General features: G+C 60.7%; 12 protein-coding genes. 4 read left to right on the forward strand and 8 right to left on the reverse strand.

What is annotated here, in order from left to right:
- Window positions 1–148 precede the first annotated feature (148 nt).
- Together Q0677_RS06030 and Q0677_RS06035 are read left to right on the forward strand one after the other, a co-directional pair.
- Window positions 149–1,381, forward strand: coding sequence for an efflux RND transporter periplasmic adaptor subunit (locus Q0677_RS06030; protein WP_298907116.1), 1,233 nt, complete (start codon window positions 149–151; stop codon window positions 1,379–1,381).
- On the forward strand, window positions 1,378–5,136 hold the full coding sequence (locus tag Q0677_RS06035; protein ID WP_298907119.1) for an efflux RND transporter permease subunit: 3,759 nt from the start codon (window positions 1,378–1,380) through the stop codon (window positions 5,134–5,136). Before Q0677_RS06030 ends, Q0677_RS06035 begins: the two co-directional genes overlap by 4 nt.
- A 49-nt stretch (window positions 5,137–5,185) precedes the next feature.
- On the opposite strand, the gene Q0677_RS06040 is transcribed toward Q0677_RS06035, so the two are convergent.
- On the reverse strand, window positions 5,186–7,012 hold the full coding sequence (locus Q0677_RS06040; protein ID WP_298907122.1) for an ABC transporter ATP-binding protein/permease: 1,827 nt from the start codon (window positions 7,010–7,012) through the stop codon (window positions 5,186–5,188).
- Between the two features lie 85 nt (window positions 7,013–7,097).
- Between Q0677_RS06040 and Q0677_RS06045 the strand changes: the two genes are divergently transcribed.
- Complete coding sequence (locus tag Q0677_RS06045; protein ID WP_133486438.1) at window positions 7,098–7,427, forward strand: metalloregulator ArsR/SmtB family transcription factor; 330 nt, start codon at window positions 7,098–7,100, stop codon at window positions 7,425–7,427.
- 124 nt (window positions 7,428–7,551) lie between these two features.
- On the opposite strand, the gene Q0677_RS06050 is transcribed toward Q0677_RS06045, so the two are convergent.
- A complete protein-coding gene (locus tag Q0677_RS06050; RefSeq protein WP_298907126.1) occupies window positions 7,552–8,718 on the reverse strand; it encodes a LysM peptidoglycan-binding domain-containing protein in 1,167 nt (388 codons plus the stop codon).
- 108 nt (window positions 8,719–8,826) lie between these two features.
- Between Q0677_RS06050 and Q0677_RS06055 the strand changes: the two genes are divergently transcribed.
- On the forward strand, window positions 8,827–9,384 hold the full coding sequence (locus Q0677_RS06055; RefSeq protein ID WP_298907128.1) for a TIGR00730 family Rossman fold protein: 558 nt from the start codon (window positions 8,827–8,829) through the stop codon (window positions 9,382–9,384).
- Here the strand turns inward: Q0677_RS06055 and rarD are convergent.
- The 6 genes from rarD to Q0677_RS06085 form a co-directional block, all read right to left on the reverse strand.
- Complete coding sequence (gene rarD, locus Q0677_RS06060) at window positions 9,348–10,262, reverse strand: EamA family transporter RarD (protein ID WP_298907130.1); 915 nt, start codon at window positions 10,260–10,262, stop codon at window positions 9,348–9,350. The two genes, Q0677_RS06055 and rarD, sit on opposite strands and share 37 nt — an antisense overlap.
- Window positions 10,263–10,364: 102 nt before the next feature.
- Complete coding sequence (locus Q0677_RS06065; RefSeq protein WP_298907132.1) at window positions 10,365–10,964, reverse strand: superoxide dismutase; 600 nt, start codon at window positions 10,962–10,964, stop codon at window positions 10,365–10,367.
- A gap of 94 nt (window positions 10,965–11,058) precedes the next feature.
- Window positions 11,059–11,481, reverse strand: coding sequence for a hypothetical protein (locus tag Q0677_RS06070; RefSeq protein ID WP_298907134.1), 423 nt, complete (start codon window positions 11,479–11,481; stop codon window positions 11,059–11,061).
- A gap of 259 nt (window positions 11,482–11,740) precedes the next feature.
- The gene (locus Q0677_RS06075; RefSeq protein ID WP_298907137.1) at window positions 11,741–12,301 is read right to left on the reverse strand and encodes a sarcosine oxidase subunit gamma; all 561 of its coding nucleotides are present in this window, start codon (window positions 12,299–12,301) and stop codon (window positions 11,741–11,743) included.
- A complete protein-coding gene (locus Q0677_RS06080; RefSeq protein WP_298907140.1) occupies window positions 12,294–15,326 on the reverse strand; it encodes a sarcosine oxidase subunit alpha family protein in 3,033 nt (1,010 codons plus the stop codon). The genes Q0677_RS06075 and Q0677_RS06080 overlap by 8 nt, the downstream gene beginning before the upstream one ends.
- Complete coding sequence (locus tag Q0677_RS06085; protein ID WP_133486420.1) at window positions 15,323–15,646, reverse strand: sarcosine oxidase subunit delta; 324 nt, start codon at window positions 15,644–15,646, stop codon at window positions 15,323–15,325. The genes Q0677_RS06080 and Q0677_RS06085 overlap by 4 nt, the downstream gene beginning before the upstream one ends.
- Between the last annotated feature and the right edge of the window lie 30 nt (window positions 15,647–15,676).

The raw sequence follows: 15,676 nt of genomic DNA on the forward strand, positions 1-15,676 counted from the left end.
CAAGAGGCATCAACCCGACAGAGCGATAAAGCAGTTTCGGCGATCTTTCCGATCACAAACAGTGATCAAGTTCACCTAGGGGCAAGCTTGTTACCGCGAACAGGAATACCTATGTTCAAACGCAAAACATTACCCATCAGGAGGGGTCATGCGCCTATTCCCTATTTTGACCGCATTACTGGTCGTCGCGGGCTTGTTCATGCTTGTGTTCCAGCGTGATACTTTGGACGAAGCCGCCGGTGTGACCGACGCCACGGAAATGACAGCAGAAGCCGAGGCTGAGACCGGCGCCGACGCACAAACCGGATTGTCCGTAGTTGTTCTGAAATCTATTGCTAGTCAAATCGAAACCCCCATCGTGATCCGGGGCCGCACTGAAGCCTCACGCCGGGTCGAGCTGCGCGCTGAAACCTCGGGCCAGGTCATTTCCGACAAGCTTGCCAAGGGGACGACAGTTGCCAAGGGCGACGTGATGTGCCGCCTTGATCCCGGCACGCGGGATGCCAGCCTTGCCGAAGCCAAGGCCCGTCTGGCCGAAGCCAAAGCCCGCGCCCCCGAGGCCGAGGCCCGCGTGATCGAGGCGCAAGCCCGGTTGGACGAGGCCACCATCAACCTGACCGCAGCCGAGAAACTGTCGGAAGGTGGCTTTGCCTCGGACACCCGCGTGGCCAACGCCCGCGCAGGCGTGGAAGCCGCACGCGCCGGTGTCATTTCGGCGCAATCTGGTGCCGCCACCTCGGACGCTGCGATCCAGTCGGCCAGTGCTGGCGTCGCCGCAGCTGAACGCGAGATCGAGCGCCTTGAAATCCGCGCGCCCTTTGCGGGCGAGTTGGAAACCGACACCGCCGACATCGGCACCCTGCTGCAACCGGGCGCAGATTGCGCCACCTTGGTGCAATACAACCCCGTGCGCGTCGTGGGCTACGTGTCCGAGCTTCTGGTTGACCAACTCTCAACCGGATTGACCGCGACTGTCCGTCTGGCCTCGGGCCGGATGCTGCAAGGCACGGTGAGCTTCGTGGCCGACACGGCAGATCCCGTCACCCGCACCTTCCGCGTAGATGTCGAAGTGATCCCCGCCGAGGGCGATGCCCCCGTGCGCGCCGGACAGACTGCCGAGATCGTGGCGACCGGCCAAGGCACCGAGGCACATCTGCTACCGCAAAGCGCCCTGACGCTGAACGACGACGGCAATCTGGGCGTGCGCGTTGCACTGGACGGCGACGTCGCGGGCTTCATGCCCATCACCGTTGTGCGCGACAGCCTGAAAGGTGTCTGGGTCGCTGGCCTAGGGGACGCCGCTGACGTGATCATCATCGGCCACCATTATGTCACTGACGGGTCGGCCCTTGCGATCACCTATCAGGAGTCCGGGTTATGACCGCCATCATCGACTGGGCCTCTGAACGGGCCCGTATGGTCATAGCCTTCGTGATCCTGTCGGTTTTGGCAGGCACGATTGCCTATGTCAGCCTGCCGAAAGAAGGCGAGCCGGATATTGAAATTCCGGCTTTGTTCGTTTCGGTCCCCTTCCCCGGCATTTCCGCCGCAGATGCCGAACAGCTTCTGGTCCGCCCGATGGAGACCGAGCTGGCCGATATTGATGGCTTGAAAACCATGTCCGCCACCGCGGCCGAGGGCTATGCCGGTGTGGCGCTGGAGTTCGAATTCGGCTGGGACAAAACCAAGGTCATGGCGGACGTGCGCGACGCGATGAACAACGCCGAAGCGGATTTCCCGATGGGGGCCGACAGCTATTCGGTGAACGAGATCAACTTCTCGGAATTCCCGATCATCATCGTGAACCTGACCGGCAATGTGCCAGAACGCACGCTGGTCCAGATCGCCCGCGATCTGCAAGACCGGCTTGAGGCGCTGGACAGCGTGCTGGAAGCCTCGCTGGCTGGCTATCGCGACGAGATGATCGAGGTCGAAATCGACCCGCTGAAACTGGAAGCCTATAACGTCACGGCGGGCGAGTTGATCTCGGTCGTGCAGAACAACAACCAGTTGATCGCGGCCGGGGATATCAAGACGCCCACCGGCTCGACCGCCGTCAAGATCCCGTCGTCGTTTGACGAGCTACAGGACATCTATGACCTGCCAATCAAGGTCAACGACGACAGTGTGGTGACACTTGGCGATCTGGCGACGATCCGCCTGACCTTTGAAGACCGCGAGGGCACCGCCCGCTTCAACGGCGACACCACCGTCGCGTTGCAGGTCGTAAAACGCAAAGGCTTCAACCTGATCGGCACCGCCGCCGAGGTGCGCCGCGTCGTGGATGAAACCCGCGAAGAATGGCCGCCCGAGCTGCAAAAAGCCGTCTGGGTTGGCACCTCGAACGACCAATCCATCATCGTGGACAGCATGGTGCGCCAGCTGGAAGGCTCGGTGGTGACCGCGATTGCACTGGTGATGATCGTGGTTCTGGGCGCCTTGGGCACCCGCCCTGCCCTGCTGGTGGGCTTCGCCATCCCGACTTCGTTCCTTTTGACCTTCGCGCTGTTCGGCGCGCTTGGCGTCACGATCTCGAACATCGTGATGTTCGGGTTGATCTTGGCCGTGGGGATGCTGGTCGACGGGGCCATTGTGGTCGTCGAATATGCGGACAAGAAGATCAAGCTGGGCGTTGGCCCGATGCAGGCCTATACCATGGCCGCCAAGCGGATGTTCTGGCCGATCGTCAGCTCGACCGCGACGACGCTTTGTGCCTTCCTGCCAATGCTGTTCTGGCCCGGCATTCCCGGCCAGTTCATGGGCTGGCTGCCGAAGACGCTGATCTATGTGCTGTCTGCCTCGCTTCTGGTGGCGCTGGTCTATCTGCCCGTTGTGGGCGGCGTCTCGGGCCGGATCAGTCGCCTCTTTGGCACCCTGTCAAAAGCCCTGTCTTTCGCACCCATCTGGGTGCGTATCCCGCTGGCGGTAATCTTCGCCTATGTGCTGTTCCTGTCGGCCCTGCAACTTCTGAACCCCGGCTATATCTTCGGTGGCACCAGCCCGATTGAGGGCGCGATGGCCATTCTGCCGGGCGCGTTGATGTTCCTGATCGGGGCTTCGGGGACGTCCATCGCGATGGGCTCCATCGACTGGCACATGCCGTGGCACCGTGAAGATGATCACATCCACGGCGGCTATCAGCGCACCGCGTTTGGCTGTGTGATCCACTTCATCGCGGGCAATCCGATCATGCCGATTGTCTCGATCGCGTTGGTCGTCACCTTCGTGGTCGGCACTTTCATCACGTTCAGCCGTAACAGCCTTGGGGTCGAGTTCTTCACCGACAGCGAACCGGAACAGGCCATCGTGTACGTGCGCGGACGCGGCAACCTAAGTGTGGCCGAAAAAGACGCCATGGTCCGTCAGGCCGAGGAAATCGCGCTGAACACCAAGGGCATCGAAAGCGTCTTTGCCTTTGCAGGCGCAGGCGGTCTGAACCAGAACACCGGTGGCGCCTCGGGGCCGCGCGACACGGTGGGGCAGTTGCAGATCGAACTTGTCGCCTGGGCCGACCGCCCCTCGATCGAGAAAGACGCGCCGTTGTTCGGGATCATCCCGTTCAAAACGCACGAGATCGACCCCGAATATGACGGCGATGCCGTGATGCTGCGGCTGGAAGAAGCGCTGAAAACCATCCCCGGCATTCGGATCGAAGTTCTGAACTTGAACCGGGGTCCGGCATCGGCCAAGCCCGTGCATCTGCGCCTAAAGGGCGATAATTGGGAAGTCCTGCAAGCCGCGACTGAAGTCGCTGTCGCCAAGTTCGAAAGCACACCGGGTCTGAACGCCATCGAAGACACCCTGCCCCTGCCCGGCATCGACTGGCAGCTCCAAGTCGACGTAGCCGAGGCCGGGCGGTTTGGCACCAACGTCGCCACCGTGGGCGGCATGGTGCAGTTGATCACCAACGGGATCTTGTTGGACACGATGCGGGTCGACAGCTCGGACGAGGAAATCGAGATCCGCGTCCGCCTGCCAGAAGAAGACCGCGTGCTGTCCACACTGGACACCCTACGTCTGCGCACACCGGGCGGGCTGGTGCCGCTGTCAAACTTCGTCACCCGCACGCCGGTGCCAAGCTTCGCCCAAATCGACCGTGTCGATCAAAGCCGCTACTATGACATCAAAGCCGCTGTGGTCAGCGATCTTGTGCGTCTAACCGATGACAGTGGCTTCGATAAGATCGTTCCGCTGGAAGACGTCGACGCGCTGATGGCCGAGAACGCGGATCTAACCCGCACCCCGGTCACGCCTGCCGAGCGTATCGCGACGCTGACTGATTGGATCGATACCACCGGCCTGCCCGATGGCATCAGCTATGAATGGACCGGCGATCAGGAAGACGAGGCCGAAAGCCAAGCCTTCTTGGGGCAAGCTTTCATCGGGGCACTTGGGTTGATGTTCATCATCCTTCTGGCGCAGTTCAACAGCATCTATAACTCGATTCTGGTGCTGCTGGCGGTGGTTCTGTCCACCACAGGCGTCTTGATCGGGATGATGGTGATGCAACAGCCGTTCTCGATTATCATGACCGGGACCGGGATCGTTGCGCTGGCGGGGATCGTGGTGAACAACAACATCGTGTTGATCGACACCTATCAGGACTATGCGGGCCACATGCCCCGGATCGAAGCGATCACCCGCACCGCCGAGGCGCGCATCCGTCCCGTTCTGCTGACCACCATCACCACGATGGCCGGTCTGGCACCGATGATGTTCGGCCTGTCGCTGGACTTCTTTGGCGGCGGCTATTCGATCGACAGCCCCACCGCACTGTGGTGGAAACAGCTGGCAACCGCCGTGGTCTTCGGACTAGGTATCGCAACCGTGCTGACGCTGGTCTTCACGCCGTCGATGCTGGCCCTGCGGGTCTGGATGTCGGCGGGCGCCTATCGGTCGTTCACGGTTCTGGAAAGCCTTGCCCATAGCTCGGGCCAGATTGCCCGCGACCGGATGCTGGAAAAGGCCGCCAAGAAGCAGGAGCTGCACGAGCTGCAATGGGTCGAGGACGAGCCCGCCCCGGCCGAGGACAAACCCGAGCCAGAGGTTGCTGAGACCCCGCCCCCGGCCACAGCCGAGGCGCTGCACCCCGAACCAGACCCCAAACCGGGCAGCGGTAAGGCCGCCGCAGAATAAAGAAAAGGCGCGGAGCAAACCGCGCCTTTTTCGTTTCTGGATACTGGGATCAACCCGCCAGAGCTTGCGGCTCTTCCTCGCTGGCTTGACGTGCCCACATCGCGGCGTAGCGGCCACCATGTTCCAATAGCGCGTCATGCGTGCCCTGTTCGACGATGACGCCTGCTTCCAGCACCACGATTTCGTCCGCGTCCACGATGGTCGACAGGCGGTGCGCGATGGTGATCACCGTGCGGCCCTGCCCCATCTCGCGCAGGCTGTCCTGAATGTCGCGCTCGGTCTGAGTGTCCAAAGCCGAGGTCGCCTCGTCCAACAGCAGGATCGGCGGGTTCTTCAGAAGCGTCCGCGCTATGCCGACGCGTTGCTTTTCACCGCCCGACAGTTTGAGCCCGCGTTCGCCCACTTGCGTCGCATAACCTTCCGGCAGTTCCATGATGAAGTCGTGGATTTTTGCGGCCTTGGCAGCGGCCTCGATTTCGGAACGCGAGGCCTCGGGGCGGCCATAGGCGATGTTGTAAAGCACTGTGTCGTTGAACAGAACGGTGTCCTGCGGCACCACACCAATCTGCGCATGCAGACTGTCCTGCGTCACATCGCGTACATCCTGCCCGTCGATGGACAGCCCCCCGCCATTCACATCGTAGAAGCGGAACAACAGCCGCCCGATGGTGGATTTTCCCGACCCGGACGGGCCGACGATGGCTACAGTTTTCCCCGCACCCACATCCAGTGACACACCTTTCAGAATGGGCCGTGCGGCGTCATAGCCGAAATGCACATCGTTGAAGGACAGCGCCCCACCGGTCACGGTGATCTCGGACGCATTGGGCTTGTCGGTCACGTCAGCGGGCTGTTCCAGCAGGTCGAACATCTCGCTCATATCCACCAGCGCCTGCCGGATTTCGCGATAGACGGTGCCAAGGAAGTTCAGGGGCATGGTGATCTGGATCATATAGGCGTTAACCATGACGAAATCGCCGACGGTCAGCTGGCCATTCTGCACCCCAATCGCTGCCAGAACCATCACCGCGACCAAACCGCCAGTGATCAGGAAGGCCTGGCCAAAGTTCAGGAAGGCCAGCGAGTACGAGGTCTTCAACGCGGCCTGTTCGTAGCCCGCCATCGCGCTGTCATAACGCTCGGCCTCGCGTTTCTCGGCGCCGAAATATTTGACGGTTTCGAAGTTCAGAAGGCTATCGATGGCCTTTTGGTTGGCGTCCGTGTCTTGATCGTTCATTTCCTTGCGGATGCGCACACGCCATTCGGTCACTTTGAAGGTGAACCAGACATAGGCCCAGATCGTGACCACCACGACCGCAAGGTACCACACGTCAAAGGTTACAAACAGGATCAGTGCGATCAGGCCAAGCTCAAGGATCAGAGGGCCCATTGAGAAGAGCATGAAGCGCAGCAGGAACTCGACGCCCTTCACACCGCGTTCAATGATGCGGCTAAGGCCACCGGTTTTACGCGTGATGTGATAGCGCATGGACAGGCGGTGAATGTGGGTGAAGGTTTCCAGCGCCAGTTGGCGCAACGCGCGCTGGCCGACGCGGGCAAAGATTGCGTCTCGCAATTGTTGGAACCCGTTGGTCATCAGACGCGCCATACCATAGGCCAAGGTCAGGCCGACCGCCCCTGCCCCAAGCATATAGGCTGGCGCCGTGCTGTCGCCCGCCAGCTCGTTCACCGCCCAGCCATAGAACCACGGCGTTGCCACCGCGACGATCTTGGAAAGCAGAAGCGCCAGCATGGCCAGCACGACGCGACGTTTCACCCACGGATGCTCGGCGGGCCAAAGATAAGGGGCGACGCGTCGGATGGTGCGCCAATTGTTGTCTGGAAGCTCGGTCGAGGTGATGCGGCTGGGCGACATAGCGTCTGATCCTGACTGTTGTGAAACTTCGGGCGACGCAAGGTTCAGACTTGCGTCGTTTCAATATTTCATCAATATTTGAACTATGGAACAGAGTCGAGTCCTGAAATCCCTGTCTGCCATGGCCCATGACACGCGGCTTGAGATCGTGCGCCTGCTGGTTCCGCGTGGCGATGACGGGCTGTGCGCCGGTGACATTGCGCAAACGCTGGGGGTATCCGCCTCGGGCCTGTCATTTCACTTGTCGCAGTTGGAGCAAGCAGGGCTTCTGACCTCGCGCAAGGAAAGCCGGCATGTGATCTATGCGGCGGACCGGGCGGCCCTTGGGGGTGTCATTTCCTATCTTTTGAACGACTGCTGCGCTGGGGCTGCCGAGATTTCCGGCTGCATCGCGCCCCGCGCCCAGAAGGTATAGAGGGGCGTCGCCCCTCGTCCCAGGCCTGGGCTCCGCCCGTTCTCAGGCGAAACTGTCCCCCGGACAGTTTCCAGGAAGCCTTCGAACCCCAAGGTATTTTCAACAAGAAAATGAGGGCAGTGCCTTACTCGGGGATCGTGAAGACCTGCCCGGGATAGATCAGGTCCGGGTCGCGGATCTGATCGCGGTTTGCCTCAAAGACACGGACGTAGAGCACCCCTTCCCCCAAGTTATCACGCGCGATGGCCCAAAGGGTTGAGCCGGGTTGCACGGTGACGGCCTCGACGCGGGCGCGGGTGTCCACGGCGGCGGTGGCGGCGGCGATTTGTGCGACCTCTTCGCGTTTGAACGGGGTTTCCGTGCGCGACGTGACAGTGCCATCGGGGGCAAGCTCGTCCACGCGCAAGGTGTAAATGCCCGCTGCGACATCGGGCAGCGGCAGGCGCCATTGGCCGTCTTGCGGAATAGGCGCGGTTTTGATCGGCGCGTTGTCCAGATAGACCCGCAAGGCTCCGCCCCCCGAGGCACGGCCGGACAAAGCAACCTCGCCCTGATCATCATAGGAAATCGCGTCGATGATGACGTTCTGTACCGTTAGATCGCCCGCATCGTCCTGCAGGACGGTGATCCCATCGTTATCCGCCAAAAGAACACGCGGTGCGGCGGGAGCTTCCGGGGCGGCAGGTGTTTCCGGAGCGGCGGGCTGTGCAGGCGCGTCCTCGGCGCTGGCAACCTCGGGCGCCTCGGGCGCGACGGTCGGTGCGGGCGTGCGCGGTTCGATCAGAACGGTCTGTGCTGGAGCTGCATTTTCCACCACTTCGCCTGCGTCATTCATCATCTGTAGACTCAATTGGCCGGGCTCTGTGACCTGCAGATCCAGCAAGGCCACGAAATTGCCAGCGTCATCCGCAGTCAGCGTTTCGATCGGGGTGCCGTTGAACGATAGCTCTACAGTCGCACCCGGTGCGGCATGTCCGGCGACCACAGCGCGCCCTTCGGGATCAACACGGACGACGTCGAAGGCTGGCGCTTTGGGGGCCGCAGAGGGCTCGGTCGGTGCGGCATCGGTGGCCGTTTCGGCCTCGGCGGTAGACCCCTCGGCGGTTGGTGCAGCCGGCTGTTCGACAACGGGGGCGTCTTGGGTGGTTTGTGGTGTATCCTCCGGATCGGACACCGGCGCCTGAGCACGCTGATCAAAGCTGCAATATCCAAGCGCAGCCACAATGACAGCAGCCCCGACACCAATCCAAATCTTGCCAGCGCCCGCAGCGCCGCCTGAGTTTTCAGCCATTTACATCCCCTGTTGCGATCTTACTGTCGCGTTGTCTTGCCCGACCCTAACAATACCGCTAACACCGGTCAAAAGATCATTCCGATATATTCGCACCCGGAGACCCTGATGACACAACATACAGCCTCGATCTGCGTTTACTGCGGCTCTCGCATGGGGAATGACCCCGCTTATCGCGCCAGTGCGGAAGGCTTGGGTAAAGCGCTGGCCGACAATAGCTGGCGGCTGGTTTATGGGGCCGGAGATGTGGGGCTGATGGGGGAAGTCGCCAAGGCAGCGCAGGTTGCAGGTGCCAACACCTTTGGTGTCATCCCCGAGCACCTTTTGAACTGGGAAGTCGGCAAGCGTGATCTTACCAGCTTCATCGTGACCGAGAATATGCACGAGCGTAAAAAGGTGATGTTCATGAACTCGGACGCGGTGGTGGTGCTGCCCGGGGGTGCTGGATCGCTGGACGAGTTTTTCGAGATCCTGACGTGGCGTCAGCTGGGCCTGCACAAGAAACCCATCCTGCTGCTGAACGTGAACGGGTTCTGGGATCCGCTGATCGGGCTGCTGGATCACGTTATCAATCAGGGCTTTGCCGAGGACAGCCTGAAGGGCTTTGTCACCGTCGTGGATGATGTGGATCAGGCAGTCGCCGCTTTGCGTGCTGCCCTGTCCTGACGATAGGCGCCAGCCGAATAGATCGCCAACGCCGCCCAAATCAAGGGGAAGGCGATCATGTGCCAGATGGTGATCGTTTCACCCAGAATGGCGACCGCGCAGAGGAACTGAAGGCTGGGGTTCAGGTATTGCACCACACCGACGGTCGACAGTTTCAGGCGGCGCGAGGCATAGCTGAACAGCATCAGCGGACCACCCGTCAGAAGGCCAGATCCGATCAGCATCGCGCTGGAGACAAAATCCGAGCCGAACACAGAGCCATTACGACCCACGATCCCTTCCCAGCCTTGGGTATGCGTGCCCCACAGCCAGATCAGCGCAAGCGGTGCCAAGAACAGCACTTCGGCCACCACCGTGACCACGGGGCCGGCCGCGATCAGTTTCTTGATCACGCTATACGTCGCGAACGTGCCGCCCAAAAGCAGCGCCAACCACGGTGCAACGCCTAGCCCGATGGTCAGGGTCAGGACCGCTCCGGTCGCCAAAAGCACAGCCGTCAGCTTGCTGGCGGACAGGCCTTCAGCAAAGAACAGCATACCCAGCGTCGCCATGATCAGCGGGAAGATGAAGTAACCAAGGCTGGCCTCGACCACCATCCCGACCTGCACTGACAAGATAAACCCGCCCCAGTTGACCGAGATCATCACCGCAGCCAGCAACACCAAAAGCGCTGTGCGGCCGGTCATAAACGCAGGCAGCTCTTTCAACCGCCCTTGCAGCGCCAGATAAAGCCCCAGAAGCACCAGTGACCAAAGCGTACGATGGCTGAGCAGCTCCAGCGGCGGCACATGGGCTAGCGCATAGTAATACAACGGCGACAGCCCCCAGACAGTGCAGGCCACGATGATGGCGATGACGCCCTTGGTTGTGTCGCTCATGCGGCCCTCCTGCCCTTCCCGGAAGACTTTGCACAAAAAAAGCGGCCACCCAAGGGGCAGCCGCATCTAATCTTGTGATCTCGGGCATCACGCCCGTTTGGGTTACAGGCGCGAGGCCACGTTTTCCCAGTTCACCAGGTTGTCGAGGAAGTTCGACAGGTAGGCCGGACGCTTGTTGCGGAAGTCGATGTAGTACGAGTGCTCCCACACGTCACAGCCCAGCAGTGCGGTCTGACCGAAGCACAGCGGGTTCACGCCGTTTTCGGTCTTGGTCACTGCCAGCGAACCGTCAGCGTTCTTCACCAGCCAAGCCCAGCCCGAACCGAACTGACCAGCGCCGGCAGCCGAGAACTGCGACTTGAATTCGTCAACCGAACCGAAGCTTTCGGTGATCGCTTTTTCCAGTTCACCCGGCATGGCAACCTTGCCCGGGCCCATCATTTCCCAGAACTGGTTGTGGTTCCACAGCTGCGAGATGTTGTTGAAGATACCGTTCTGCGCGACAGCTTTGTCGTCATAGGTGCCAACGATGATCGCTTCGAGGGTCTTGCCCTCCCACTCGGTGCCAGCAATCAGCTTGTTGCCGTTGTCGACATAAGCTTTGTGGTGCAGGTCGTGGTGAAACTCCATGGTTTCAGCCGACATGCCGAACTCGGCCAGAGCGTCGTGGGCGTAAGGAAGATCGGGAAGTTCAAAAGCCATTTTGGGCCCCCTGTTCAATGCGTGTTTCTGTTGCCTTTAGATGGGGCAGCAGGTGGGGAAAGGTCAAGAGGGACAGTCCCCCTAACTCCAAACTTTATGGAGTTACGACACATCCCCCCTTGGCGCGGAAGGTATTGGCATAGCCCACTGGCTTCATGGATACCGTCGTCTTGCCGCTGCCTTTTTGATAGGTCAGCCGGTACACTAGGTTGCCGTTCCTTTTGGGTCCACCATTGCCCGTCTCGCCCTTCACCTGTGACATCGTCCACGAAAACGTAATGCGCTTGCTGTTGTTGACGGCAATTTTTGCGGGAATGGGCTTGCCGACAATGGTTTGGATCAAGCCATCAATGACCGTCGCCTTGCCATCTTTATGCGTGACGATGATATGGGGCGGGATTCCCTTATTGTTCCCACTCTGCGCTTCATCCACCGAACAGTCATACGTCTCGGCAAATGCAGGAAACGCTGAAGCGGCCAGCATCAGGCCAAACAGTGGTGCAACTAGATTTTTCATTGTGAATCGATCCTTTCAAAAAAAACATCTGCGAATACATCGCACTATCGGAATCGAAGCACAATCATACAGAGATTTATATTCTAATTTTTCAAAATAAGGGAGACGATCTCTCTTGCATAAAAAAGGAGGAAAGGCAGGCTTTATCCACCTGCCCTCCAAAAAGAAACGCGCCCCGCGCCAATTCTAGCGGCAGGACGCGAATGGTCTTAAATGTGCGTGCCGGCGTGGCACGCAAGGTCACCTAAGGGTGGACCGGTCAGAGCACTCCGACCTCGCCACCCGGCTGGGCCGCGTCTTTCAGCAGATCGAACGCGTATTGGGCAACCGACCGGAAGCAGACCACGACTGCGGTCTCGTCATCTTCCAGATAGAAAGCGGCCGGGACCTGTGCGATGCGGGTACGGCGCAGCATGCCGGGCTGCATGACCGAGGTATCGGCCGGTGCAAGCTTGGCGATGATCTCGCGGCAGGCAGCGCCCTTCACACGGTACACGGCCCGCGCGTCCGAGACATTAACCACCAGCGAATGCTCGTCGCCCAGCGATGCGGTCGCGGCGTCGACAATGGCGGGCGCTTCGGCGTGATCGACGATCAGCAAAAGCTCGTCCGGCGACATCCAGCCCACACGGCCTTTGTCCCCTTCGGTCACTTCGCCCTGACCCGGCATAGCGGCGCCCGTGACGGCTTTCACCGCCTTGGCAACACCTTTCGAGGCCAGATCTCCGCGCAGGGTGATCATGCCAGTCAGGCCGGCCTCTTCGACTTTGCAATAGCCGTCAAACGACGCGCCTTGGAGTGCGGAAACTGCGTTAGACATTTTGCTTCGCTCCCTCTTTGTCATAGAAGACCGGATCACAGATCCGCGCCTTGATCACCGTGTTCGAGCCATCCACCGTGGGGAAGTCGATGACTTCGCCCATACGGTCAGGACCATGCTTGACCAGACCCATCGCGATACCTTTTTTCAGCGTCGGCGAATAATAGGTCGAGGTCACGCGCCCGATCATGTTGCGCTGGCCGTGGACATTGTTGCCCTCGCCCACTGCGTAAGCACCATCCGGCAGGACGGACCCGTCCAGCGTTTCCAGACCCACCAGCTTCCAGCGTTCGGGATCGGTCATGTGGCTACGCTCTTGCGCGCGTTTACCAAGGAAGTCTTCCTTCTTCTTGGAAATCGCCCAGTTCAGCCCCAGATCCTGCGGGATCACGGTGCCGTCGGTCTCGTCGCCGATCATGATAAAGCCCTTCTCGGCGCGCATGATGTGCAGACATTCAGTGCCATAGGGCATCACGCCGAACTCTTCACCGGCCTCCAGAAGAGCATCCCAGAAGGCGCGGCCCTGCGACGCCGGAACGGCGATCTCGTAGGACAGCTCGCCCGAGAACGAGATGCGGTAGGCGCGCGCGTCGAAGTCACCGATCTTGCCGTCAGCCCACTGCATGAAGGGCAGTGCTTCGGCCGACAGATCCATACCACCACCGGCTTGTGCATTGAGCTTCTCAAGCACTTTGCGGGCGTTGGGACCAACCACGGCGACCTGCGCCAGCTGCTCGGTCACGTTGGCGACATAGACTTTCCAGTCCCACCATTCGGTCTGCAGCCATTCCTCCATCCACGCGTGGATGCGGTCAGCACCGCCCGAGGTCGTGTGGCAGAGCCATGTTTCCTCGTCGATCCGCGCAACAACGCCGTCATCCGACAGGAACCCGTTTTCCGAGCACATCAGACCATAGCGGCATTTCCCAACGGCCAGGTTCGACATCATGTTGGTGTACATCATGTCCATGAACTTGCCCGCGTCGGGGCCTTTCACGATTAGCTTACCCAGCGTGGATGCGTCCAACAGACCAAGGTTTTCGCGGGTATTCAGCACCTCGCGATGCACGGCCTGTTCGTTGGTTTCGCCCGGTTTGGCATAGCAGTAAGGGCGCCGCCAGTGACCGACGGGCTCCATGTAGGCACCCGCATCTTCGTGCCACTGATGCATCGGCGTGCGACGGATCGGCTGGAAGATTTCATGGCGGGCTTCGCCAGCGATCGCACCGAAGCTGATCGGCGTATAAGGCGGGCGGAAGGTGGTGGTGCCGGTGGTCGGGATCTCTTGATCCAGAGCATCCGAAAGCACTGCCAAGCCGTTGATATTCGACAGCTTACCCTGATCGGTCGCCATACCCAGCGTGGTGTAACGCTTGGTGTGCTCGACACTTTCATAGCCTTCACGCGCAGCCAGCTGAACGTCGGAAACCTTAACGTCATTCTGATAGTCCAGCCACATTTTCATGCGCTTCTTCGGACCTGCGCCCTGCGGCATGATCCAAACCGGTGCCATCGGCTGTTCGCTTTCAGCGTCGGCTTTCGGGCCAGCCTTGCGGATGGCCTTGCCACCTGCCGCTTTGCCCGCAGCCTTACCGGCCGCATAGGCGTCTTCCAGCGTGTCGGCCAGCGACATCGCGCCCGAGGCCGTGCCTGCGGTCACAACAAACGCTTCGCCGTCATGGCTGGTCGGTGCGCGGTTCGGATCGGGACGGAAATGCGCCTGCGCCTCGTCCCAGATCAGCTTGCCGCCGCAATGCGACCACATGTGCACGACCGGGGACCAGCCGCCGGACATGGCCACCGCGTCGCATTTGATCTCTTCCAAGGCCGAGCCTTCGCCCGCCTGCAAGCAGACCGACACGCCGGTGACGCGCTTGCCGCCATGCACTTTGGCGATGGCTTTGCCAGCCTCAACGCGGATGCCAGCAGCACGGGCCGCTTCGGCCAGCGGGCCGGTGGCTTCCGCGCGGGCGTCCAGAACGACGGGCACTTCCAGCCCGGCCTCTTTCAGTGTCAGCGCGGTGCGATAGCCGTCGTCATTGTTGGTCACGACCACAGTGCGGTCGCCAATCGACACGCCCCAGTTCACCACGTAATCGCGCACGGCCGAGGCCAGCATGACGCCGGGAATGTCGTTTCCTGCGAAGGACAGCGGACGTTCGATGGCTCCGGTAGCGGTCACGATCTGCTTGGTGCGGATGCGCCACAAACGATGACGCGGACGCCCGTCGCCCGGCGTATGATCTGCCACACGCTCGTATCCCAGCACATAGCCGTGGTCATAAACGCCCGAGGCCATCATGCGGGTGCGCAGGGTGACATTCTCCATGCCTTCCAGCTCGGCCAGAGTTGCGTCGATCCACGCGTCAACCGACTGACCGTCGATCTCGCCACCATCAACTGCTGCACGGCCACCCCAGTGATGGGTTTGCTCCATCACCAGCACTTTCGCACCCGACCGGCCAGCAGCCAGAGCCGACGCCAGACCGGCCACACCGCCACCGATGATCACAACATCGGTGTGGTGGTAATAGTGCTCGTAACGGTCCGCATCGGCCTCGGTCGGGACTTGGCCCAGACCGGCGGATTTACGGATGATCGGCTCGAACACGTGTTTCCACGCCGCCGCGGGGGCCATGAAGGTCTTGTAATAGAAACCAGCCGGCAGGAAGCGCGACGCATAGTTGTTCACCACGCCCACGTCGAACTCGAGGCTCGGCCAGTGGTTTTGCGAGGTGCAGGTCAGACCGTCAAACAGCTCGGTCGTGGTGACGCGCTGGTTGGGTTCAAAGCGCTCGCCCTGCCCCAGATTGACCAGAGCATTCGGCTCTTCCGCGCCCGAGGCCACAACGCCACGCGGACGGTGGTATTTGAACGACCGGCCCATCAGCATCTGGTCTTCGCCCAGAAGTGCTGCGGCCAGTGTGTCGCCCTCGTAGCCCTTCATGCGTTTGCCGTTGAAGGTGAAGTTTTTCGGTTTCGAACGGTCGATCAGGCGACCGCCATTTGCCAGACGGGTGCTCATTCGTAGCCCCCCCACTCAGGATGTTTCTTCTTGATCTTGGCGACCAGCTCTTTCGGCGGCTCATAGGTCTGGGCCGGATAGGTGCCATAAACCTCGAGCGTCATGGTGTTGCGCGCCGCGTGGAACCACTTGCCGCAACCCGAGACATGCCGCCAGCGCTCAAAGTGAACGCCTTTCGGGTTCTTGCGGTGGAACAGATAGGTCTCGAACTCGTCATCGCTTGATCCGGGGCCAAAACGCTTCAGATGCGCTTCGCCACCGCCATGCAGGTCCGTTTCATCGGCCATCACGCCGCAGTATGGACATTCAAGGATCAGCATTTTGCAGCTCCTTTCATCAAGTTACGCGAT

This window comes from uncultured Aliiroseovarius sp. (genome assembly GCF_947492455.1).
GTDB lineage: Bacteria > Pseudomonadota > Alphaproteobacteria > Rhodobacterales > Rhodobacteraceae > Aliiroseovarius.